Source organism: Pseudarthrobacter sp. WHRI 8279 (genome assembly GCF_040224115.2).
In the GTDB taxonomy this organism is placed as follows: domain Bacteria; phylum Actinomycetota; class Actinomycetes; order Actinomycetales; family Micrococcaceae; genus Arthrobacter.
In genome coordinates, this window is sequence record NZ_CP168162.1 from 1,297,641 (window position 1) to 1,320,659 (window position 23,019).

At 61.9% G+C, this 23,019-nt stretch carries 22 protein-coding genes and 1 pseudogene; 17 read left to right on the forward strand and 6 right to left on the reverse strand.

Annotated features, from left to right (window positions below; all coding sequences use genetic code 11):
* The first annotated feature begins 311 nt into the window (after nucleotides 1-311).
* From istA (ABRP28_RS05815) to ABRP28_RS05865, 11 genes are all read left to right on the forward strand, one after another.
* A complete protein-coding gene (gene istA, locus ABRP28_RS05815; RefSeq protein ID WP_374152905.1) occupies nucleotides 312-1,529 on the forward strand; it encodes an IS21 family transposase in 1,218 nt (405 codons plus the stop codon).
* Entirely contained in the window at nucleotides 1,529-2,317 is a 789-nt protein-coding gene (gene istB, locus ABRP28_RS05820; RefSeq protein ID WP_071416481.1) for an IS21-like element helper ATPase IstB, read from the forward strand. The genes istA (ABRP28_RS05815) and istB (ABRP28_RS05820) overlap by 1 nt, the downstream gene beginning before the upstream one ends.
* 11 nt (nucleotides 2,318-2,328) lie before the next feature.
* Entirely contained in the window at nucleotides 2,329-2,940 is a 612-nt protein-coding gene (locus ABRP28_RS05825; RefSeq protein ID WP_374152933.1) for a hypothetical protein, read from the forward strand.
* Nucleotides 2,941-3,145: 205 nt separating this feature from the next.
* Nucleotides 3,146-3,844, forward strand: a complete 699-nt coding sequence (locus tag ABRP28_RS05830) for a hypothetical protein (protein ID WP_190612412.1) — start codon at nucleotides 3,146-3,148, stop codon at nucleotides 3,842-3,844.
* Between the two features lie 267 nt (nucleotides 3,845-4,111).
* Entirely contained in the window at nucleotides 4,112-4,720 is a 609-nt protein-coding gene (locus ABRP28_RS05835) for a sigma-70 family RNA polymerase sigma factor (protein ID WP_350006254.1), read from the forward strand.
* The gene (locus ABRP28_RS05840) at nucleotides 4,717-5,517 is read left to right on the forward strand and encodes a peptidase M56 family protein (protein ID WP_350006253.1); all 801 of its coding nucleotides are present in this window, start codon (nucleotides 4,717-4,719) and stop codon (nucleotides 5,515-5,517) included. The genes ABRP28_RS05835 and ABRP28_RS05840 overlap by 4 nt, the downstream gene beginning before the upstream one ends.
* A gap of 131 nt (nucleotides 5,518-5,648) precedes the next feature.
* Complete coding sequence (locus tag ABRP28_RS05845) at nucleotides 5,649-6,182, forward strand: hypothetical protein (RefSeq protein ID WP_350006251.1); 534 nt, start codon at nucleotides 5,649-5,651, stop codon at nucleotides 6,180-6,182.
* A 634-nt stretch (nucleotides 6,183-6,816) separates the two neighbouring features.
* Nucleotides 6,817-8,367, forward strand: coding sequence for an IS21 family transposase (gene istA / locus ABRP28_RS05850; RefSeq protein ID WP_350006263.1), 1,551 nt, complete (start codon nucleotides 6,817-6,819; stop codon nucleotides 8,365-8,367).
* Nucleotides 8,357-9,145 (forward strand): ATP-binding protein, encoded by a 789-nt coding sequence (locus ABRP28_RS05855; RefSeq protein ID WP_350006261.1) that lies wholly within the window; start codon nucleotides 8,357-8,359, stop codon nucleotides 9,143-9,145. Before istA (ABRP28_RS05850) ends, ABRP28_RS05855 begins: the two co-directional genes overlap by 11 nt.
* Before the next feature lie 780 nt (nucleotides 9,146-9,925).
* The gene (locus ABRP28_RS05860; protein ID WP_350006224.1) at nucleotides 9,926-10,594 is read left to right on the forward strand and encodes a vitamin K epoxide reductase family protein; all 669 of its coding nucleotides are present in this window, start codon (nucleotides 9,926-9,928) and stop codon (nucleotides 10,592-10,594) included.
* Nucleotides 10,595-10,994: 400 nt separating this feature from the next.
* Complete coding sequence (locus ABRP28_RS05865) at nucleotides 10,995-11,510, forward strand: barstar family protein (RefSeq protein WP_350006226.1); 516 nt, start codon at nucleotides 10,995-10,997, stop codon at nucleotides 11,508-11,510.
* 131 nt (nucleotides 11,511-11,641) lie between these two features.
* Here ABRP28_RS05865 and ABRP28_RS05870 read toward each other — a convergent pair whose 3' ends face one another.
* The 3 genes from ABRP28_RS05870 to ABRP28_RS05880 all read right to left on the reverse strand — a co-directional run bounded on the left by ABRP28_RS05870 (nucleotide 11,642) and on the right by ABRP28_RS05880 (nucleotide 14,774).
* The gene (locus ABRP28_RS05870; RefSeq protein WP_190612408.1) at nucleotides 11,642-12,559 is read right to left on the reverse strand and encodes a hypothetical protein; all 918 of its coding nucleotides are present in this window, start codon (nucleotides 12,557-12,559) and stop codon (nucleotides 11,642-11,644) included.
* A gap of 620 nt (nucleotides 12,560-13,179) precedes the next feature.
* Entirely contained in the window at nucleotides 13,180-13,992 is an 813-nt protein-coding gene (locus ABRP28_RS05875; RefSeq protein WP_190612403.1) for a hypothetical protein, read from the reverse strand.
* Nucleotides 13,993-14,174: 182 nt separating this feature from the next.
* Complete coding sequence (locus ABRP28_RS05880) at nucleotides 14,175-14,774, reverse strand: RNA polymerase sigma factor (RefSeq protein ID WP_374152934.1); 600 nt, start codon at nucleotides 14,772-14,774, stop codon at nucleotides 14,175-14,177.
* Between the two features lie 350 nt (nucleotides 14,775-15,124).
* Here ABRP28_RS05880 and istA (ABRP28_RS05885) point away from each other — a divergent pair, with 350 nt between their 5' ends.
* The 4 genes and pseudogenes from istA (ABRP28_RS05885) to ABRP28_RS05900 all read left to right on the forward strand — a co-directional run bounded on the left by istA (ABRP28_RS05885) (nucleotide 15,125) and on the right by ABRP28_RS05900 (nucleotide 18,588).
* Complete coding sequence (gene istA / locus ABRP28_RS05885) at nucleotides 15,125-16,801, forward strand: IS21 family transposase (protein WP_374152935.1); 1,677 nt, start codon at nucleotides 15,125-15,127, stop codon at nucleotides 16,799-16,801.
* A pseudogene (gene istB / locus ABRP28_RS05890) lies at nucleotides 16,798-17,589 on the forward strand (IS21-like element helper ATPase IstB); the annotation flags it as partial. The gene istA (ABRP28_RS05885) and the pseudogene istB (ABRP28_RS05890), both read left to right, overlap by 4 nt.
* Nucleotides 17,590-17,763: 174 nt before the next feature.
* Complete coding sequence (gene mscL / locus ABRP28_RS05895; protein WP_090584173.1) at nucleotides 17,764-18,171, forward strand: large conductance mechanosensitive channel protein MscL; 408 nt, start codon at nucleotides 17,764-17,766, stop codon at nucleotides 18,169-18,171.
* Nucleotides 18,172-18,366: 195 nt separating this feature from the next.
* Nucleotides 18,367-18,588, forward strand: a complete 222-nt coding sequence (locus tag ABRP28_RS05900; RefSeq protein ID WP_330193862.1) for a hypothetical protein — start codon at nucleotides 18,367-18,369, stop codon at nucleotides 18,586-18,588.
* A gap of 1,319 nt (nucleotides 18,589-19,907) precedes the next feature.
* Here the strand turns inward: ABRP28_RS05900 and ABRP28_RS05905 are convergent.
* Nucleotides 19,908-20,711: a thioesterase family protein gene (locus tag ABRP28_RS05905; protein ID WP_350002404.1), complete on the reverse strand. Its 804-nt coding sequence runs from the start codon at nucleotides 20,709-20,711 to the stop codon at nucleotides 19,908-19,910.
* Between the two features lie 184 nt (nucleotides 20,712-20,895).
* Between ABRP28_RS05905 and ABRP28_RS05910 the strand changes: the two genes are divergently transcribed.
* A complete protein-coding gene (locus ABRP28_RS05910) occupies nucleotides 20,896-21,573 on the forward strand; it encodes an endonuclease/exonuclease/phosphatase family protein (RefSeq protein ID WP_350002405.1) in 678 nt (225 codons plus the stop codon).
* Here the strand turns inward: ABRP28_RS05910 and ABRP28_RS05915 are convergent.
* A complete protein-coding gene (locus tag ABRP28_RS05915) occupies nucleotides 21,570-22,073 on the reverse strand; it encodes an NUDIX hydrolase (protein ID WP_350002406.1) in 504 nt (167 codons plus the stop codon). The two genes, ABRP28_RS05910 and ABRP28_RS05915, sit on opposite strands and share 4 nt — an antisense overlap.
* 56 nt (nucleotides 22,074-22,129) lie before the next feature.
* Nucleotides 22,130-22,327 (reverse strand): DUF1918 domain-containing protein, encoded by a 198-nt coding sequence (locus tag ABRP28_RS05920; protein WP_066276358.1) that lies wholly within the window; start codon nucleotides 22,325-22,327, stop codon nucleotides 22,130-22,132.
* Between the two features lie 141 nt (nucleotides 22,328-22,468).
* On the opposite strand from ABRP28_RS05920, the gene ABRP28_RS05925 reads away from it, so the two are divergent.
* The gene (locus ABRP28_RS05925; RefSeq protein ID WP_350002407.1) at nucleotides 22,469-22,975 is read left to right on the forward strand and encodes a metallophosphoesterase; all 507 of its coding nucleotides are present in this window, start codon (nucleotides 22,469-22,471) and stop codon (nucleotides 22,973-22,975) included.
* Nucleotides 22,976-23,019: the final 44 nt, after the last annotated feature.

Below are 23,019 nucleotides of genomic sequence, written 5' to 3' on the forward strand. Positions count from 1 at the left end.
TTCGAGGCGCTGAGGTTATAAGACATCAGGAGTTCATCTGTCCCGCAAGGGGAACCTGCATCGGGCAGTGGAGCGTCCGATTCTCTTCCGAGACCGTTCGGATGCTCTAGACCGAACACTACGGACGTGATGCGACCTCTTTAGAGCTGGCTCCCGGGGCGGTTAGGCTTCGCATATGAAGATGGGGTGGTTGCCGTTCACCTTCACCAAGCACCTGGGGTTCAAAAAGCGCCTTATGTGTCGGTGACGGTCGAAAAGTGAGCCATTGTGACGGTTGAAAACTGAGCCACCCGTTCCAAACGATTGGGTGGGTGATCACAGTGGAGGATTGGGCGCTTATTCGGCGGTTGCATCTGGCCGAGGGTGAGTCGATGAGGTCGATAGCGGCGCGGTTGGGGATCTCCAGGAACACGGTTGCGAAGGCAGTCAGTGCTGACAGTCCGCCAACTTACGTCCGGTTGCCGCAGGTCTCCGGGATCAAGGCTGTGGAACCGGCAATTCGTGCGCTGCTGCTGGAGAACCCGCGGATGCCGGCGACGGTGTTGGCTGAACGGGTGGGCTGGTCGGGGTCCCCGGCCTGGTTCCGGGAGAACGTTGCCAGGATCCGGCCCGAGTATGCCCCGGCTGATCCTGCTGACCGGATCTCTTACGATCCCGGGGATCAGGCGCAGTGTGATCTGTGGTTCCCGGAGGTCCGGATACCTGTCGGTGCCGGCAAGGCCAGGGTGTTGCCGGTCCTGGTGATGGTGTCTTCGCATTCACGGTTCATCATGGCCAGGATGATCCCGTCCCGCATGACCGGGGACCTGCTGGCCGGAATGTGGGAGCTACTCGGGTCCCTGGGCGCGGTTCCGCGGCGGTTGATCTGGGACAACGAAACCGGCATCGGCCGGCGGAACAGCTACGCCGCCGGAGTCGCGGCATTCGCCGGGGTCTTGGCGACCAGGGTCGTGCAGGTCAAGCCCTACGATCCGGAGAGCAAGGGCGTGGTGGAGCGGGCCAACCAGTTCCTGGAAACGTCGTTCCTGCCGGGCCGGGTCTTCACCTCACCGGAGGACTTCAACACCCAGCTCAACCAGTGGCTGCCGAAGGCCAACGCCCGGTTCGTCAGGCGGACTGGCTCACGCCCGACGGACCTGCTCGCTGCGGACAAAGCGGCCATGCTGGCGCTGCCACCGGTTCCACCGGTTACCGGCTTCACCTCAAGGGTTCGGCTGCCGAGGGACTACTACGTCCGGATGGGATCTAACGACTACTCCGTCCACCCGCAGGCCATCGGCCGGTTCGTCGATGTCACCGCCGACCTCGAAACTGTCACGATCAGCCTGGACGGCAGACCGGTCGGGACCCACCCCCGGTCCTGGAGCACCGGCCTGACGATCACCGACCCGGACCACGTTGAGGCGGCACGGGCACTGCGGAAGGCCTTCCAAACCCCGCACCCGGTGGGCGAAACAACCGGGCTGAGGGACCTGGCGGACTACGACCGGGCGTTCGGTGTTGTCCTCGATGACGGGCAGGTCGCCTGATGCCGGCCGCTAAGGAAACCATCGGCCAGATCGAATACTACTCCCGGGCGATGAAAGCACCACGGATCCGTGAAGCAGCAACCCGGCTCGCGGACCAGGCCCGTGAAGGAGGCTGGACCCATGAGGAGTACCTCGCCGCTGTCCTGTCCCGGGAAGTCGCAGCCAGGGAAGCGTCCGGCGCCGAGATCAGGGCCCGGGCCGCAGGGTTCCCGGCCCGGAAATCACTTGAAGACTTCAACTTCGATCACCAGCCCGGCCTCAAACGCGACACCATCGCGCACCTGGCCACCGGGGCGTTCCTCACCGAAGCGTCCAACATCGTCCTGCTCGGGCCGCCCGGCACCGGCAAAACCCACCTCGCCACCGGGCTCGGCTTGCGGGCCACCCAGCTCGGTCACCGGGTCCTGTTCGCCACCGCCATCGACTGGGTCGCACGGCTCCAAGCAGCCCACCAGAACGGACGGCTGCCCCAGGAACTGGTCAAGCTGCGCCGCTACGGACTGATCATCGTGGACGAAGTCGGCTACATCCCTTTCGAACAAGACGCCGCGAACCTGTTCTTCCAACTGGTCTCATCACGCTACGAGCACGCCTCGCTGATCCTGACCTCGAACCTGCCCTTCGCCCGCTGGGGAGACGTCTTCGGCGATCAGGTCGTCGCCTCGGCCATGATCGACCGCATCGTCCACCACGCCGAAGTCATCACCCTCAAAGGCTCCAGCTACCGCCTCAAACACACCCAGGTCGATTCGCTGCCCTCGACAAGACCGGAAAATACGGCAGAATAACCAGCGTCAAAGTGGCTCACTTTTCAGCCCGCGAAATGGCTCACTTTTCGACCATCGCTGACATTATGTATGGAAAACGTTCGGCGGAGACGGACGAGGACCGCGCGTCGCGCCTCAGTTCGGTGTCACAGTTTCATGTCCGCGAGGTCGTGCTCAACAACGCAGATCGGCAAGCAGTCCTACTGAAGGTAAGGGCCAAAGTGCCCGGGTTCCCGACTGAGCGCTACGAGCAGGCCTTGGATGAAGCAGAGAATTGGGTAAGGGCTGATCTCGAGCGTTCCCGTCAACGCAGGGCCGAACTCGTACGGGCCGCGCGAAAAGAGGATGTCCTGAACGCCGTCTTCGTTTTGCGCTACTTCAACCACCGGTACTCTGGTCGAGTAACGGAGTACGACCTCGGGCAGGTCAATATCTACGAAAGCCTCCGAGATCTCTACGACCAGGCCGACATTGACGCTGCCGTGGTCCGGGTCGATGCCCTAATCAGGGATGCAGCAAGGAGTGTCGAATATGACCCCGAAGCCGGAAAGGCTCGGTGGCAGGAATTGATGCACTCCCACCCCGGCTTCAACAACCGGAGCCTCCATAAGACCATGGAGTGGGGCTACTTCTCAAACCGATAGAGCGCGCCGTAAATTTGGAGTTCTTGTGACACCCGCGTTCCCGTCAGATCCCTGAATGCGACAGCGACATCTCAACGGTAATCAGGCTTGCAGGCGTCCTTTGAAGGATCCCTTAACGGGTGGCGATGACCTGGCGTATAGAAGACTCACCCTCGTGAACAACGATTCCAAAGGGACCTTGCACCAAAGCCGGTAGAGTGCGTCCATGACATTGGGGGATGCCACGCCGAACACTGACCGCCGCCCGTGGACTTTCGCCGCGGTCTGCGCCATGGTCCCGACACTGACGCTGATGGTGTTCAACCTGGCCGATCCGGTGATCCAGTTGCTGCCTTGGTACGTGGCCACCTACCTGCTGATCGGCGCCTGCATCTTTGGCCCGACAAGAAAGTTCCCGTCGCTGCGGCAGGCCGGTGCGTTCCTGCTTCCCGGCGCCCTGCTCGTGCCGCTGGCGCTGACGAACGTCGGCTGGTGGTGCGGCGGCTGGCTGCTCGGGCTGCCGGCCTGGGGCTTGCTCCTGAGCCGTTGGACGCCGGAGAATCCGCTCCCGGCAGTGCAGGTGCTGAAATTCCTGGGGCTGTTACTGCTAGGCATGACGATCTACACGTTCAACGGGATCTACCCGATCCCCAGCCTGGGCCTGTTCCTGCTCCCGATCATTCCCCTTGTCCGGCTGGCCTACCCTGAGTACCGCGCCAGACCGCTGCAGGCGGCCGTGGAGGCCGTTCTGGCCGTGGCTGCCATCGTGATTGCTTTTGCTATTCCCACCCCCAAAGGGTCATGGTCCTCGCCCTGGACCTACGCGGGTGGGGCCGCCACTGCTGGACTCATGATCGCCTATTGGGCCTGGAGGCTCCCCCGCCGTTCCCGGCACCGGCAGATCGATAACGGCGCCATCGTCTAGCCCTCGGTCTTCGGTAATGGATCGGCTACCGCGACCGTCTAGGGGCAATTGCCCATAGCCCGGTTGTGGCGGAGGGCGCTGGTCTTGAAACTCAAAAGGACTGAGCGACGGGTATCTTCAGGCCCCCGGCTCTAGAAGTGGCATTTGCCCTGGGAATGGCCGCTCGTTGGTTCGGCGCTTTCGAAGTATTTCTGTGCATTCGGCCGTGGGCCTTAAACTTTTTCGGATTCGGTGAAACCTTTTGGGCTTTGCCGGACACTAAAGGGCATGGGGAACAACGGAGACAGCGAAGAGGGGTTGTGGCGCCAGAGTCTTCTGGGCCAGGGAGATCCCTTTGGTGCCCTTTACGACAGGCATCGGGACAGGGTCTTCCGCCATGCATACCGGCTGTGCGGGAATCACCACGACGCTGAAGACATTATGGCTGCCGCCTTCCTCGAGCTCTGGCGGCGGCGAAAGCAGGTCAGGGTCGTGGAAGGATCAATCCTTCCGTGGTTGCTGGTGACGACCACGAACATGGCACGTAACAGCGCCCGGACGGCATTGCGCTATCAACGCCTCTTGAAAGCCCTGCCCCGATCCGAGGACATCAGCGACCCAACAGCAAATTCTTACCGCTCTTACCAGGACGCTCTTGACCATGACCTTGCACGGGCTCTGGCCACACTGACGGCCGAGGACCTGCACCTGGTCACACTGGTCGTTTTCGAGGAACACACCATCGTTGCCGCCGCCGCTGTTCTAAATCTGACCCCTGCAGCAGCGAAATCAAGGATCCACCGAGCCCGGCAGCGGCTCAGAGCAGCCCTCGACGGAGATGCATCAACAAACCCGCCGACCGCTCCAACCCCGGTACTGGAAGGAGGACGGCAATGAACCAGCTCCACGTCGATGACCGTTTCAGTGACGCCCTGCGGGCAGAACTCGTCTCCCAAGTCAACAAGGAAACACCGGCCGCCAAGCGGAGGCGCACCAGGGTGTGGCTTGGTACCGGCGCTCTGACCGGTGCGGGACTGCTTGGCATTGGAGCGGCGGCGGCAGGTCTCTTCGTCATCCCCGGCGGTGAAAAGGTGACACCGTTGGCCTCGCCTGTGACCACAACCTACGCCGGCACAGCAACCGTTGAACTGGGCACTCCTCCCGAGGGAACCACCGGGATTCAAATGGAACTTAGGTGCCTGACCCCTGGCTGGTTTGAGTTTCCCGACGGTGCGTCCAGCAGCTGCTCCGAGGAGGATGCAGCCAGCGACAGGCTGGGCTGGAGCGGCTACACCATCCCCCTCGCACCCGGCCAGGACAGTGTAACGATCAAGGCCGGCCCGGAGGCCCACTGGCAGCTTACGGCCGAGTATGTGAAGCAGGAACGAACGCCCCTGGGTGTCAATGCCAAGGGTGAAACCTACGGTGTCGAAAGCCAGGAAAACGGAACCCCCGACCTGATCGCGGTGATGGCCACCAACGGGCAATCCGGTTACGCCTACGCCAGTGACCTATACGGCGGCCCCATGCCAACCAGCCCGGAAGACGCCGTCAAGAACTTCAGTACCCCGCGCCCTCCGCACGAGATCCCCGTCTTCCAAAGCGACGGAGAAACCCAGATCGGTATCTTCATGGCCTCCGGTTCCGGCGGAGGGATACCCTCCTACCCCACGCGAAGTGCCCCGCCAGAATGAACCGATCAGTCGCCGGCCTTCACATGCTGCGCCGTTTGATGTCGCTCCCCCTCCGGTCCGAGAGCGACATCCGTGAGTGCAGGTACGCAACTCTATTTCCACCGATCAGCATCCACCTTTGAGGGAACAGAATGAAGCGCGTTCGGTTATGGCAATGCCTGATCCTGCCCCTACTTGTCACGATGCTGGTGACTTCGTGCGGCGACAAGTTGGCGGGAGGACCGGGAACTGCGGAACCCACGACGAAGGCCACTAGCTCAATCGCTGGCTCCACCGGTAGCCCCGTTCCGAGCGGTGGCCCCTTCGCATGCGTGGACTGGGTCCGGTTCGCCAACCCGCAGGACCAATACGACAACGCCGGCCTGGTGCTCATCGGAAAATCTGTAAGCCAGGCCGGAGAGATCACAATTTACGGTCATCAGGCCACGACTCACCTCGTGGAAGTCGAACAGGTACTCAAAGGGAATCCCCGGGAGGGGAACCTGCGCATCACCTCCACGCCTCCGACCTGCACTGCAGGAGAGTCCTACCCTGACGGCGACCCACTCGACACCGCTGAAAGAGTCATTATTTTTGCCAACAACCAAGGCGGCGAGTGGTTCACCATAACCCCCACGCAAGGAGTCATGTCCTTCCCCCAAGGCTCAAAACTTCCCTTTCACTGAGTCACACCCCATTGGAGAACCAACCAGCAGGCGGTAGAAGAGCTCATAAGCCGATCGGCTTACGGCCTTCAGTTGAGGGTGAGGTGCACGGGCTTGAATCTGAAAGGACCTCCGCATCCAAGCCCGAACGGATATTCACCGGTGGATTCCGTTTCTACTGGCATGTCAGTCGCTATTCGGCCGCCAATCGCAGCTATCGCTTCGACATGGATCGAGGTGATGCTGACAGGACCGTTCAGGTACGGCGCGGATTGCGGCACCAGCCACTTTCGCTCGTCATTCTGTGACACCGGCTCAGGCTGGCACCCTTCCCCAAAACAAGCTGCAACTGACGACGGTGGAGTGGAAAAAACCAACTCCACGGGACCTGTGTAGGCATATCCAATGGCTGGGTGTAAGCGGCAACTTTAAACTGACCGGAGACGGCAAAACTGGTTGACCGTTCGCGGCAGTTGTTTTGACCAGCGGCGGCAAGCATTTTTGGACAGCAGTAGGCCACGGTGTGTGGCTGGGCGTGCTGGGATTCCTCTTGTCCATCCCTCGTGTCGTTACGGGGAGAGCCCCTTCCTTCCGCGGTGAAATGGCGATGCCAATCGTCTGTATTTCACCCGTTGTGGGGAGGAAGGGGCTCGTTGTGAAGTCTCCAGGAGAGTTCATGGAAATTTTAGCTGCTTACGATTTAACCCGGTCGTACCGGGATGCCGCGAAGATCTGCGGCGTCTCACACAACACGGTGCGCGCTTATGTGAAAGCCCGCCAGGACGGTGCGCAGGCGCCGGTGGCCCGGCAGCGCGGCCGGATGACTGACCCGTTCCTGCCACAGATGATCTCCTGGGTCGAGCAGTCCCGCGGGAAGATCCGCGGCGACGTGGTGCATGAGAAACTCGTCGCTTTGGGGTTCACCGGGTGTGAGCGGACGACCAGGACCACGCTGGCTGAACTGAAGGCGAAATACCGTGCACGGAACGTGCGTGTGCACCGTCCTTGGACTCCTGAGCCGGGTCTGTGGTTGCAGTATGACTACGGCGACGGTCCCATCGTGGACGGGGTCAAGACTGTGCTGTTCGTGGCCTGGCTGGCGTTCTCCCGGTTCCGGATTGTGATTGCTTTGCGGGATAAGACCATGCCGAGCGTGTTCGCCGCCCTCGACCGGACGTTCCGCCTGATCGGCGGGGTCCCGACCTACATTTTGACCGATAACGAGAAGACCGTCACGGTCGAGCACGTCGCCGGGATCCCGGTCCGCAACCATCAGATCGTGGCCTTCGCGAGGCACTACTCAACCTCGCTGCAGACGTGTCTGCCGGCGGACCCGGCCTCGAAGGGCGGGGTGGAGAACGCGGTGAAGATCGCCAAAGCCGACATCGTCCCGAAAGAGACCAACCTCCTGCCCGAATACCGGTCCTTCTCCGAGCTGGAGGCTGCCTGCGAGGCGTTCATGGAGGAGGTGAATTCGCGGGTGCACCGGGCCACTCTCGAGATCCCGGAGGACATGCTCCGGGTTCTCGAACAGCCCCGGTTGCACCCGGTTCCGGCGACCCCGGTGACAGCGAGTTTCGGCCATACCCGGCAGGTCCCGCCGAACATGCCCATGATCACCTTTCAGCAGTCCCGGTACTCCGTCCCGCACACCCTGATGGGTCAGATGGTGTGGGTGCGGGGCACCGAGACCGAGGTGATCATCGTCCACGTTGGGGACTCCGGCCCGGTCGAGGTCGCCCGGCATAAGCTCACCCGCCCCGGCACCCCCGCGATCATCGAGACCCACTTCCCGCCGGCCCCTGCAGGGGCCCTGGAACGGGTGATCCGCCCGACGAACAAGGCAGAGGAGGAGTTCTTGGCCCTCGGCGCCGGAGCCGCGCTCTGGCTCAAGGAAGCCGCTGCCGCGGGTACCCAGAAGATCCGGCACAAAATGGAACGCGCTGTCACCCTCGCCAAGGTCCTTGGCGTCGACGAGGTCGACAAGGGCCTGGGAGCGGCAGCGGTGCACCAGCGCTTCACCCACGAGGACCTGATCTCCATCGTCAACACCGGCAACGGCAAAAGCCACACGACCGGCGCCACCCACACCGTTACCGACCAGGGCCGGTGGCTGAGTCAGGGCACCAGCGCCTGGGCCAACTTCGGCACCACCCCTAACACCACCACTGATCAAGACTTTGAAGGAGCCATCGATGAGCGCTAACACCATAACCCCGCCCCTGGCTGACGCGGCGGTGGAGAACGTGATCGCACTGATGCGCACGACCCGGATGCCACACGCCCGGGCCGTGGTCGCCGAGGTCCTTGCCACCGCCAAAGCCCAACGCTGGGACCCCACCGAAGTCGTCCGCGTCCTGCTCGAAGCCGAAGCCACCGGCCGGAACGCCTCGATGCTGGCCACCCGGCGCAAACGTGCCGGATTCCCCACAGGGAAGACCTTCGATGTCTGGGACGAAGCCCTCTCCACCCTGCCGGCTGCAACAACGTCGTTCCTGCGGACCCTGGAATGGGTCCGGCGGCGGGAGAACCTGATTGCCTGCGGGCCCTCCGGCACCGGCAAGACACTGCTCCTGGAAGCCCTCGGCCAACTGGCCATCGATCAGGGCATGTCCGTGTCCTGGCTCAGCATGGAAGACCTCGGCGCCCTGGTGCGCCGGCACCGCATCGACGACAGCGTCAACAAAGCCATCACCCGCGCCACCAACGTGGACCTGATCTGCATCGATGACATAGGCCTGCTGCCGGTCTCCGCGGACGCAGCCGAGGGCTTCTACCGCGTCGTGGAAGCCTCCTACGAAAAGCGGTCCCTGGCGATCAGCTCGAACATCCACCCCTCCGGGTTCGATGAACTCATGCCCAAAACCATCGCCACCGCGACCGTTGACCGGCTCCTCCACCACGCCCACCTCTGCCAAACCAGCGGCGAGTCCGTCAGGCTCATGCAAGCCCAAAACGGGAAAGGCACCCGCCCCATGAACTAACCCAAAACCCGGTCAGGCGCCCCAAAACCCGGCACGCCCGGGGCGCCTGACCCTGTCCAAAAATACTTGCCGTGACCGGTCAATCACCTGCCGCCAACGGGCAAACCAACCTGCCGCCACCGGTCATTCCTAGGTTGCCTTTGACAGCTGGGCACACTCGGGGCACCCGATACATTCCGCTGATCACAGCGATGACCGTCAACACTGCGATACCTATGCCTACTGCAAGTAGGACTGCCCCCCGACGCTTCATGAAGTGAGACTAGCTCTTCAAGCATCCATAATTCTCGGCTACGAGCGTCCGGGTGAAGGATCCTCCACCGGCGCGCTGCCGAGGGTACCGTCCCTGCTCGACGCCTGGGCAAGGCTGAGTTCCGTAGTATCGGATGTAGCTCACATATGACGTAGGGGGACGTGAATGAGCAGGACTATTAGTTGGGGGCTAATTCTCGCTGTCATGGCCTTATTGGTGCTGGCATTGATTGGGGTAGCCAGGACCCCCGTGGCTATCCCTGCCATTGCCCCACCCAGCCACGGCGTCAGTACAGCTACTCGCTCCACTCTTGCGACGATCGCAATCTTAGTGGTCGTAGTCCTTGGCCTTGCTCATGCTTTTGCTGCTGACCGGATTGCCGACCGTAGGGCGAGATTGTCCTCAAACGGAGTTCTCTGGATGGTCGTTGCGGGAGTCGTCATTGGCCTCATAGCCCTGTTCTCAGCTGGTTTCTGAGAAGTCTCCCCGTACTGGCCTGGCTACTCACGAAGAAGGAAAACAAATCCATGAACCCCAACGCAGCTGGGATTGTCGACCACTCCGGCCATACGAGCGAGACCCCGGAAAGCCATGCCAGGACTCGACCTCAGATGACTCGTGAGTTGCCTTTTGGCTGGCTCTTGGTCATAACTGGGGCCATCGGCTGGATAGCCTCTGGCGTCCTGGTTTTGGAGAAGCTTGCTGTGCTGCAGGACCCAAACCATACGACCGTCTGCGATGTAAACCCTTGGATCTCCTGCGGCCAAGTGATGCAGAAATGGCAGAGCTCGTTGTTCGGGTTCCCCAACATGTTCATCGGCATCGTGGCGTTCGCCGTCATCCTCACCGTGGGCATGGCGCTGGTCTCCGGGGCGACATTTGCCCGGTGGTTCTGGGCATGCCTCCAGACCGGCATCACCCTTGGCTTCGCCTTTGTCGTCTGGTTATGGTCCCAAGCCCTTTATGACATCCACATCCTCTGCCCGTTCTGCATGATCGTCTGGGCAGCCATGATTCCCCTCTTCGTGTGGGTCACCATCCGAAACATCACCGCCGGCATCATCCCCGTCCCGCCAGGCGCCGCGCGCATCATCTCCGACTCCGGCTGGATCATCACAGCCCTGCTCTACGTCGCCGTCATCGCCAGCATCTTCTTCGCATTCATCCAGGTCTTCGCAGGAACGTCAGGGTTCTAAGGAAGCAAAACTTCTCGAAACCTCTGTGCCTGGAAAATCCAGCCATGGAAGACCGCGGGGCTGCGGTGCGGCGCCCGGTAGAGGATCCGCTTACGGGACAGCTGAATTCCTGTGTCTTATAACCTCGGCGTGTTGAATCCCTAGAGTTTCGAGGCGAGTTCGAGCCGGCGCCTGCGGGCCTGCTGGGCCCGTGCCAGCCCTGGGATAGTTATCCGAGGGCGACACGGAGCGGCGCAAAAACACCGCCATTTATCGCCAACAGTCATACCGCGGTCTGACTGCTTAGTCTGATTCTCACTTCCCTGATGCTGCTCCCATAGGGTGTAGGACATGAGCCAAAGGGATGCGGGCGGAAGAGGCCACCTGAGTTTGCGCCCGGACGTGTGGGGGTGAGGCACGGATGAAGAACCCGACAGACTTCCTGGAGGTGCCCACCAGCCCGTCCTTCCAAGTGTTGGTCTCGGACCCCGGCGCAGCCGACACTCTCGCCCGGGGATGGGCCGACAACGGGCTGCTCGTGCGCATTGTCCGAGGAGCGAAGATGCGCACGACCACTGCCGCCATGGATGAAATGGCAGCGGCCTTGCAGTTCCCGTACTACTTCAGCGAAAACTGGGCAGCGCTGGATGATTGTCTCTCCGATATGGGCTGGCTTCTGCCAGCACCGGCAATTGTCCTGCTGGTCCGTAACGCCGGCCAGGTACTCGCCGATGAAGACCCCCACCAGCTCGTAATCCTTGCCCGGACACTGGCAGATGCGATCAACGAGTACGCAGCCCCAGTTGCGCTAGGAGAATGGTGGGACCGGCCCGCAGTGCCATTCCATGTCGTACTCCAGGCAGATGAGCACGGGCAGGAGGCCCTAGTGGCGCGGTGGGAAGCCGCAGGTGCCCAAACTTCGGTCAGGAAGCCCTGAGCAATTCGCCTTCGGTGGCTTTACTGCAGCCGGCATTCCATCACCGTCGCCCCTGCCGGACGGCGCACGTGTTCTTGCCGTCAGCGCATTTGGCCGGGTCCCGCGACAAGGATCTGACTGGGCTCCGTGGGCTAGAGAAGGTGTTTGGCCTCCGAAATTGCCTGGCGACTGGGAACGTAAAACTTTCGGGATTGAAGTGATAGGGCCCGAAGGTTTGGAAGTTGCAGCAAAGGAGCCAAGTCCCCGTCGCTGACTCTTGTTGAGCCGTAGGCGTGGAACTCCTCCAGCCCTTCTAAGTAGGCGAGGGGGCGGATAGATTGGATGGCGCCACATTCGCTTAGATTCAAGAACTTCAGTGCTTTAAGCCCTTGAAGTGGGCCAATCTCGGAAATTCCCTTGCAGGCAACCAACTCAAGTCTGCTTAGCGGAGCCGACATGGATGACAGTGCTGAGATGTCTTGCAACTTAGTCGCCAGAAATATGCCGAGCTCCTTAAGATGTGTCAGATCCTCCAGCCCGTCCAAGGAGACGAGTTTTGGCCTATCTTTGAGCCGTACACTTTCGAGCTCAGGGTGGACTCCAAGACTTCGCAGGTCAGTGGGGTTGAAATGGCGCAGGAACAGGGCTTTGAGATGTTCAAGCCCAGAGAGGGTTTTTGACACCTGCTCCCAGTCCGCGCCGAGGCTTGCAATATGTGGCAGCTCTGAGAGGTCAAGAGCTGTGGACGGCGCAGTCAGAACGTCAAGGTCGGTAAGTGATTCGCTCAAACGATAAATGGGGGAAAGGTCAGCGATGTGCCGGGCTAGGATCTTCAACCTGGCCAATGGCCAGGACTCCAGGAACTCAAGATCCGGCGCAGCAAATCCATGAGCAGTGTTAAGGACCAGACCATCGACTGCTCCGCTAGTGACAACATCTTGGCATAAAGATGTCCAGGGACCCTTTACAACCAGGTCGACCCCTTCATCCGATCTCTGTAACTCATACTCCAAGGAATTCACACCCCTAAGGTATGCGAATGCCGGCCGTGTATTGGGCTGGTTGGGCATCAACCAACCCTCCATGGCACAGATCTCGCAAAGTTCCGACGAAAGACCGGAAGCCTCCGCCGCATAACCCTAGGGATTCGAGGCGCCCAGCTTACGAGACACCTAGATTGGGAGCCTTATGGGTTCACCTCGACACTGAATGTGCATAGCTCTGTCGGACGTGGAGGGTGGCTAACTTCCCGGGCTGGTGGATCTTCCCCGGCGGTGACGAAGGGCGATTATCAGTGTGGCAGCGGTCGCGAGGGCTGGAACTGTCAAGAAGACCTGTGCGCCGTTTGGCCCTGTGCTGATTAGTCCGGCGATGCCTATCCACCACAGCAGGGCAGAGGCAAATGCTGCCAGGGGCACAACTGAATGATGGGCGCCGGATAGGGTCACGTTCCTGTGTTTGTGTCGTCGTTGAAGCGGTTGGATTGGCCAGCGGCGTCTGGTGCGATTTCCGATCATGATGGTTCCGATGGTGGCCAGGGCCGGGATGGTCAGGAACATGAGCGCACCGCCTCCGGTGGTTATGACTCCGACGATGCCGATCCACCAGAGGAGGGCTGTTGTGAACGCCGCCAGAAGCACGAGGAGTGTTCTGCGGTTGGGCCTTGCCGTGGTCCATGCGTTTCGGTGGGTCACTTTACTGGTCCTCCGGCCTCCTGGGCTGGCTGGTTGGCGGGCGGTGCTGACCCCACGATGCTGTAGTCAATGGCGGTATGGGCTATGAGGTTATTCGCTCCTACTCCAAAGATCGCATAGGTGGTGACCACTCGTTCGCCGATGACCAGGCCAGTGGCCGGGTCAATGATGATTTCATCGCGTTGTCCGGCCCGGAGCGGCTCAGATCTTCCGATTGCGATCCCTGGTTTGCCATCGAAGTTGGTTTGTTCGCTGGCGTTCACCCCCGGGATTAAGGCCAGAGCCTCATAGAGACCGGCGCGCAGGTCCGCTGAGATGAGTCCGGTCCGCAACAGATCTGTGATGCGCACGAAGTTGTCCTCGTCCCTGGAGGCGGACCCACCCTGATATTGGGCATTGAAGTGATCGATCAGGGCTTTGCCTTCGCGTGGCAGGTCCTGGATTTCCTGGTCACTGATCACGGTCCACGGGATCCCGTAGAACTCGCCATTAGGCGCGTGAATGGTGTCCTTCTGACCGGGGCGCGGGGCCACTGATCCCCAGTCTCGATCCAGTACCCAGTCCCGGGAGGGGTCCCCTGGAACATACACGTCGATGGTCTGGGCGTTCATGTGGGTCTCGATCGTGTTCCCGGAGACCAGCCAGTTTGCGTGCGTATGGACTCGCAGGTACTCGCCCCGGCCCGGGGTGGGGTCGGAAAAGGCCATGGTCTGTTCGGCTGCTGACCGCAGGAGACTTGCCGCATGGGCGCTTTGGATCGATATATTGGTTTGCCCCAAAACGATCACGCCGAGACTGGCTGCGGCCATTGTCAGTACCACTCGGCGCGTGCGGTGCGGCCGACGAATCGAGTCACGATCTCTGTCCACGAGATCGGTTGCATCGCTGCCCGAGCTCCCGGTTAGCCGTCTGCGGGGGAATTCTTGTTCCGCCATGTCTACGAGCTGCCTGCGAAGCGCATCGCTCCTGTCGGGCTGGAACTGATGGGTTTTCATAAGGGCCTCTGTCCTTGCGCGGCCTGCCGGTCGATCGCATACGTGCTGGAAACTTCGTCATATAAATCCCCGAGCCTTGCTTTGGCCCGGTTCAGTCTGGATTTCACGGTGCCTTCGGGGACGCCGAGTGCGGCCGCAGCGTCTCGTATGCTCATTTCTTCAACCACACAGAGCGTCAGCACGTTACGGTCCCCTGGGCGCAGCCGTGCAAAAGCCCGCTCTAACGTGGCGGCCTCAAACTCCTGCTGATCCCCGTCGGCGAACGCCTCAGCGATATCAGGGCTGTTGGCTGGGGGCGGGAGCCGGCCCAGGAAGCTCCTGTACCGCCGGCGTTGGCGCAGCTCGTTCCGGAGTGTGTTGTTCGCAGTAACCAGCAACCAGGCAACAATGGACCCGTTCACCATCCGCACGTACTCCCGGCGACGCCACGCCTCATAAAACACCATCGCCGTGACGTCCTCGGCTGCGTGAGCGGAGCCTATGACCCCCAGTGCGTGATGCAACACTCTGTCACGGTGACGGTCGAAGACTGCGCCAAAGGCGTCACCGTCCCCATTTACGACGAGCCTCCAAAGAACCTCGTCTGTCCCTTCCAAATCTCCGCCCATACCCCATAGTGTCCGCACACATGGAAAGGTTCCATGTTTTGAGGCACAACTTTTCGCGCATCAGCGTTGAGGGCCTCCACCCTACAAAAGACGAATGCTCACTGGCCCGGCTCACCACCCAAAGGAGCTGGCTACCGGATTACTAACGTTCGTGCTTCAGTTCACGTATGGCATCACAATTCCGGAGGAAACTGGCTGTGACAGGTTTATATGGCCCCGGCAGGACGGTTATTTCTGGCCCCACTTCATGACTCGCCGGGCACCTGTGGCGGTTATTTGTGGCCCCACCTTCAACGTTGGATTCATCACTGGATGGATGCGGCGGAAGGCTGGTCTGGATGGAGTCGAGAGTGGAGTTGTTCGCGCGGATTCGAAGGGACGCCCGGGTTGAGGGCCTGTCGGTTCGTGCGTTGGCGGTCCGGTACGGGGTTCACAGGCGAACGGTAAGGCAGGCGCTGGATTCGGCTGCCCCTCCGGAGCGTAAACAGAGGCAAGGCGTGTCCTGGAGGCTGGAGCCTTTTAAGGGCGCGATCGATGCGATGCTGATCGAGGACACGACGGCGCCGCGGAAGCAGCGCCATACTGCACGCAGGATTTTGGCCCGGCTCATAGAAGAGCACGGAGCGCAGGAGCTGTCGTATTCGACGGTCCGTGATTACGTAAGGGTCCGTCGGGCCCAGATTGATGTGGAGGCCGGCCGCCGGGTTGAGGTGTTCGTTCCTCAGGAACACGCTCCGGGTGCTGAGGCTGAGGTGGACTTCGGCGAGGTCTATGTCGTGCTGAACGGGGTGAAGACGAAGTGTCACCTGTTCATTTTCCGGTTATCGCATTCGGGCAGGGCCATCCATCGGATCTACCCGACCCAGGCCCAGGAGGCCTTCCTTGAAGGGCACATCGAAGCCTTCAAGGTTCTGGGCGGCATCCCGACTAAACACATCCGCTATGACAACCTCAGCAGTGCTGTCACCGCTGTGGTGTTCGGTCAGGGCCGGCAGCGCCGGGAGAACGACAGATGGGTGTTGTTCCGTTCCCACTACGGCTTCGACCCCTTCTATTGCCAGCCCGGCATCGCCGGGGCCCACGAAAAGGGCGGCGTTGAAGGTGAGGTGGGCTGGTTCCGCCGCAACCGGCTTTCACCGATGCCGGTTGCTGACTCCCTGGACGAGCTCAACGACCGGATCCGCAAATGGGAAGCCCAGGACGAGGACAGGAGGATCAATGACAGGATCCGCACCATAGGCCAGGACTTCGAGATCGAACGGCCGTTCCTGGCCAGGTTGCCGGCAGAGGAATTTGATCCGGGTCTGGCGCTAAACCCGAGGGTCGACAGGTCCTCGATGGTCACCGTCCGGATGGTGAAGTATTCCGTCCCGGCCCGGTTCATCGGCCGGAGAGTCCGGGTCTCATTGCGGGCGTCCGAGGTCGTGGTGTTCGATGGCCGCACCGTGGTCGCCAGGCATCAGCGGCTCGCCGCCCGGTCCGGACAGTCGGTCCAGCTGGACCACTATCTCGAGGTCCTCAAAACCAAGCCCGGCGGCCTTCCAGGCTCCACCGCTTTGGCCCGGGCGAGAGAGTCCGGGACGTTCAGCAGCGCGCACGAGGCATTCTGGGCCGCCTCCCGCCGGGTCAACGGCGACGCCGACGGGACCCGTGAACTCATCGACGTCCTGCTCCTCCACCGGTCCATGGACGCCTGCGACATCCACGCAGGCATCACCGCGGCCCTCGTAGTGGGCGCGGTCAGCGCCGACGTCGTCGCGGTCGAAGCCCGCAGACACGCCACGACATCCTGCCGGGGTGGGGCCAGTTCGGACCGTCATCCCGGTGTTCATGCTGAAGAGAAGGTGCAACGGGTTGTCAGTCTCACCCAGCGCCGCCTCATGGACCCCGTCGCCGTCATCGCCGGGCTGCCACCTGATAGCCGGCCCCTGCCATCGGTCCGCGCCTATGACGAGCTGCTGGCCAAACGTTCGGAACACCCCGCAGGAACCGCGTCAAAGGAGAACATCTCATGAGCCCCACCGCACCGGCGACCACCATCACCCCGGCCCTGCGCCGGCGGCGAGGCCTGACCGAACAGGCAGCGGTTGCCGCCGTGGACCAGGCCTGCCGCCGGCTGCGCCTGCCCACCATCCGGGCAGTCCTCGATGAAGCCCTCGCCGTCGCGGGGAAGGAACAACTCTCCTACCAAGGCTTCCTGGCCGAATTGCTGCTGGCCGAGTGCGACGACAGGGACCGGCGCTCCTCGATCCGGCGCGTGAAAGCCGCAAACTTTCCCCGGGACAAGTGGCTCGGGGACTTTGACTTCGACGCGAACCCGAACATCAACCCCGCCACCATCCACACCCTGGCCACCGGGGAATGGATCCGCAAAGGACAACCCCTCTGCCTGATTGGGGACTCCGGGACCGGCAAATCCCACCTGCTCATCGGACTCGGCACCGCCGCCGCAGAGAAGGGCTACCGAGTAAAATACACCCTCGCCACCCGGCTCGTAAACGAACTTGTCGAAGCCGCCGACGAGAAGGTCCTGGCCAAGACCATCGCCCGGTACGGCCGGGTGGACCTGCTCTGCATCGACGAGCTTGGTTACATGGAACTGGACCGGCGGGGCGCCGAACTACTGTTCCAGGTCCTCACCGAACGCGAGGAAAAGAATTCCATCGCGATCGCCTCGAACGAGTCATTCTCCGGCTGGACCAAAACCTTCACCGACCCGCGCCTCTGTGCAGCCATCGTGGACCGCCTCACCTTCAAGGGCACCATCATCGAAACCGGCACCGACTCCTATCGCCTGGCCCATGGCATCGCGCGTAAAAGTTCGGAACAGGCGAACAACCCCGCTGCAGGAACCCAAGGTCCCCGCAGAGGTGAATCCGACCTCATGCCACGGGCGCCGGCAGGCACTGGATAACTCACCACGAAACTTTCCCCAAAAGTATCCGATACGGCGTCCGCGTGGGGTAGTTTGATCGCTATGTTGACCGGATTCAAGAATTTCATCATGAAGGGCAACGTCGTAGACCTTGCCGTCGCCGTCGTGATTGGTGCCGCCTTTGGTGCCGTAGTCACGGCCCTAGTCCAAAGCGTTCTCATGCCGTTCATCGCGGCCTTGGTCGGATCTCCGAACTTCGATAGCTTCGCCGTCGTGACCCTCAACGGAAACGACATTAAATTCGGTGTCCTGCTCACAGCAATTGTTAACTTCGTGCTCGTGGCGGCAGCCATTTACTTCGTCATCGTCGTGCCCATGAACCACATGATCGAGCGCCGCAACCGGCGCCTCGGCATCAACCCGGACGTCAAGGAAGAAGCGGCCGAAGACCCCCAGATTGCCCTGCTCACGGAAATCCGGGATTCCCTACGGCAAGACCGCAGGGCCTAATCAAGTCGGCGGACCCAAACCCACCAAAATCCGCTTTCAGGGCTAAACCGCCGCCCAATCGCTTCGGCACGCTTACGTTCCGCAGAGCGATGCTCCGATAGCGTGTCTCCCAGCGGCGCAGGGATAAATCCCGGCGTTCGTGCAGCCGCAGGCTGGCTGTGCTTGTTTTCCGTCATCGATGAAAGGACATGAAAAGTGGCTGTTTCGATTGAATTGGGCAAGGCATTGGACAACGCCTACGAGAACTCGACTCTGGACGAGGTCCTGTCGGCCCCGCCCTCGGCTCTTGCCGGCCTGACCGAAAAGCACGACGAACTGCTTGCCGGTATGGGAATCAAAACCATCCGCGATCTGGGAAGCAATAAATACTTCGCTACGGCAGGTGTACTGGTCGCACTCTCCGGCAAGGTCGGGTAGTGGGTCTGGACTGTTAGCGCGTCTCACTGAAAAGGTCCGGCCCGGCGCACGCCAGGTCGGACCTTTTCCATTCCAGAATGGATTTCTCCCACTCAAGAGATCTGACATGCTAGCAACGACGGCGCCCCGACTCCATACCCCCGACCGGCATCTGCCGTTCCCCGGGCGATACAGGAACCCTTAGCCAACCGGTGCGAAAACCGTCCCGCGAGCCCGAGACCCACAACAACGTTCCGTGAACCTGGGGCCACTTTCAATCGCCCCTCTGGGGCCAAAAATACTTGACACAATCAGGAAACCGCGGGCAAGCCCGCACCCAGTAGACGCGAATCCTGAGGTCAAGCGCCGGCTGAGTCGCCTGGTCTACTTCGGCGGGGCTTTGGCGTTGGTGATGATCACGCTGAACCTCATGCCAATTAATTCCGAGCCTTGGGTTTGGATAAAGCTGGTCATCCTTGCTGCCGGGACGACGATATTCGCCATCTGGGCCACGCGGTTTTCATTGTGGCAACGTGACGAGTACTGGCGCGAACGCGGCAGAGACCCTAAGCATCCTGATCGCTTTCCCGATCGCTCAGACGAGAACCAGCGGCGACGCGCCAGTTCTAGGGATTCCAGGCGTTACGATTGCGGCTGCGCCACGGGCGGGCCCTGGCGACGGAAGCCCGTATGGCCTGTCCGATTAGCCTCCCGGGGGCGTCTCTCATTCGAGGCACGTTGTCGTCTCATAACCCTTGGGAAACGAGACGTCTCGACGAGCTAGCAGTCGCCTGACCTGCACGGTTACAGATTTTCTGCGGAATCTTGGACGCGCGATGGCATTGGCGATTCTCGTAACTATGTCTCATAACCTTCTGGCAAAAATCGAGTACTTAGCCTTAGTTATGAGACACCTCGAAGCAGCCCGTGACAGAACTGATTTGCTACCCAGTAGCCCGGCCCGGCAGCGCTCCACTAATCGAGAACAGGCGGACCTTCTGGCCTCCGGCGTCCGCCGTTTATGACCACTACGTTGAGTACGGCATGTCTGAAGCGAGAGCTTCACGCCCCTATGCCGTCCGGCCCTCGAGGCGCTGATCGAAACGACACCCGGGCCATATCAACCCTGGACAGACTCGGGCAACCCATCCAGCGCATGTCCGTCTTCGACGACGAACCTGGCAACGCAGACGGCGATCCCGAAGCGCAAGGTGCCCTCGAGCCTGGGATGTATCGAGCAGCCTTCTGCAGGCTCACGATCATTCAATAACCATCCGGGCGCCAGCAAGGATCGCGAAAATACCGCCATCCGATGCCGTGCTCCACACCCGGCGGGCCGGTCAGGTCTTTCGGAGCGTAAGGATCTGCTCTGCGCGCCCGAACGACCCCTGGAGGTCGTGCAGAACTGTGGAGGTCAGCCCTATCCCGTCCCCGCCGAACGAGACCGCGTTGTCCAGCCCCAACCACTCCCCTTCCGGGCGGCGGTACATGTGGATCTGCAGGTCAAGGTTGGGAAACGAGTAGCTGTCCTTGCCGGGCGGAACCCTGGCCGCGATGCCATTGGCCGTGTCCACCATGCCCATGAGCCGGGCCAGGGCACCGCTGTCCCCTCGGTCGGTCAAGGGATGTTCCGTGCGCAGCCAGACCTTTCCGGCCCCGGGGCGGTGCCCTTCCGCCACGCGCATTTCCAGCGAGCGGATGTAGCCGCCGGGCCACACGGACGCGCCGTCGTACGGCTTGCAGTCTTCCGGGCCGGGGATGGGAGTGTCCTCTATTGCGGCCACCGGCGTTGTATCGCTGGTAGCCAGCCGCCAGGCGGTGGCACGGATGGCGGTCCGACCGCCCGCCACCAGCTCGGCCTGCAGGAGCTCGATGGTTTTTCCCGGCCGAAGGGTGCTGGCTGCGATGTAGAATTCGCCGCCAGGGATGAGTCCGAGGATCTCGTAGCTGATCCGGGCCATCCGCATGTCCGGCCGCGGGTCATGGCGTTCCAGGCTGTCCGCGAGCAGGCCGGACGCCGGCGCCATGTGCTGCTCGTGAACGTTCCAGGCACCCTGGGCATGGATGGTGGAACGGAAACGGCCTCCCCCCAGGTTCAGGTAGTAGAAGTTTCCCTCAGCCAGTTCAGGCAGCTCTGCGGTCAACGTTGGCCCCTTCGGAGTTCCAGTGAATCGGCCTTAACTCTAGCTGCGCCGGGCCTTGCGGCTGTCCCGGACCCTCGGCCCGTCATTCCACCGGAAGGGACGCGGCGAAATGTTGGCCACTAGCAGTATCCATCCGGCTAGACTCAGGAACTGGTCCTGTCAGCAACCTCTGAAGAGGTGTTCCATGCGCGTCATCAGCTACAACCTCCGCAAGCACAAAGCCAGTGGCGAACTCCTCGCACTGGCGCGGAACCATGACATCGATGCGCTGTGCCTCCAGGAGGTGGATTCCAGCGATCTTCCCGAAACACTGGGGCCGCTCCATCTGGCCGATGCCACCAAGGGCAACCGCCTGGGGCTGGCCATCTACTACCGCACCAGCCGCTTCACCGCCCTGGACACCCAGTCCTTCGCGCTGAAGAAGTCGATGCATGACCGCGTCCTGGCCCCGGCCCATGAACGTCTGATCGGCACCCGGGTCATGGACAACGAAACACAGCATGAACTGGTGATCGGCTCGTTCCACGCAGCACCGCTCACGGCCTCCAACTCGCTGCGGCGCAAGCAGATCCACGCTGCCCACGCTGAACTGCTGAGCATGGGCAAGGGCCTGATGACCCTGATGGTGGGCGATTTCAACTACCCGTTCTTCACCAAGAACCTTGACCTGCACATGAAAAACTCGGGCTACGCACTGTCCCTGAGCAATAGGCGCACCTACACCCGGTACAAGGTGTTCAAGGGCCACTTCGATTTCGCGACGTCGCTGGGCCTGGATATTGCCAGCGTGGAGACACTGCCGCGCGGCAATTCAGACCACCTTCCCATCCTGGTCACGGCGGAGTACGGCCCGGACTACTAGGACTCGAGCCTTGCACGGAGGTCCGGCCAGGACGCTTCGAACCCGGGGTGAAGTTCCAGTCCAGCCACTTCGGGCAGCGGGACCCACCGGAGTTCCAGGCTTTCGGGATCGCTGATCACCGGGTCAAAAGGCTCCCTCACCAGCACCACAACCGTGGTGTACGTCCAGTACCCCACGTCCAGCAGGGACGTAAAAAGCACCTCCACGTTGCCCGCGGGCACGGCGGCTTCCTCATAGGCCTCCCGCAGCGCACCGGTGACGGGCTCCTCACCCTCATGGAGTGCGCCGCCGGGCAGCCCCCACGTTCCGCCGTTATCGCTCCACACGGCACGGTGCTGCAGGAGCACCCCCTTGCCGGGATCGTAGGCCAGCACTCCAGCCGCGCCAAAGCGGCCCCAGAAGCGGCCGCGGTTTCCTTCCACCCAGGCATCGCCGGGGTCCCTCGGGCCAGTACGGACGGGAGGGGCGGAGGACGCGGTGGAGGCAGAAAAGTGATCCATCGCTCCAGTCTGACAGGTGCAGCGGGTGGGCTGCACCCGCCAGTCCGCCGCCCCGGTCAGGCCTGGTTCGCGGTGCCGCGCTCGACGGCGAAATCACCGCCGGGGTACATGATGGTCTCGTGCCCGTCATCAAAGCGGACACGATAGGGCGGCGTTCCGCCCTGGCCGCGCACCTCAAGAATCACTCCATGCCGGTCTGCGGCACCCACCGTCCTGCCATGCACAATGATGCGGTCGCCCTGCGTTGCCTCCATGGCAATCACCTCCGAGCCCAGAGTACGACTGGCTGCCCGCAGGGAAAAGGCAAAAGGGCGAATGGGAACACCGGCCGGAAAGGCGCGCTGGAGAAGGTCCAGGCGGTCCACAGGACCCGGCGGGCATGGCAGGATTTTCCCATGCCGCTGAACCTCGTCCTCGTCGCCGATACCCATGTCCCCAAGCGCGCCCGGGACCTTCCTGCGCAGGTGTGGTCCGCCGTCGAAAGCGCCGACGTGGTCTTTCACGCGGGCGATTGGGTGTCGGCGTCCCACCTGGAGGAATTCCGCAGGCGGAGCCGCCTGCTGGTGGGCGTCTACGGTAACAATGACGGCCCTGAGCTGCGCCGAAGCCTTCCGGAAACGGCGGAGATCACGCTGGAAGGCGTCCGCTTTGCCATGGTTCACGAGACCGGGCAGGCCAAAGGGCGCGAGGCCCGGTGCGAGGCGCTGTACCCGGAAGCGGATGTGCTGGTTTTCGGCCACAGCCACATCCCCTGGGACACCACCACCCCGCGCGGGCTGCGGCTTCTGAATCCGGGGTCGCCCACTGACCGCCGCCGGCAGCCGGCCTGCACGTTCATGACGGCCACGGTGGATGCCGGAACGCTGGGGAACGTCCGGCTTCACGAGGTCCGCCGGGATTGACCCGGGTTGGCAAGGGAGGCATCAGGTGCCTAGGCTTGGAACGG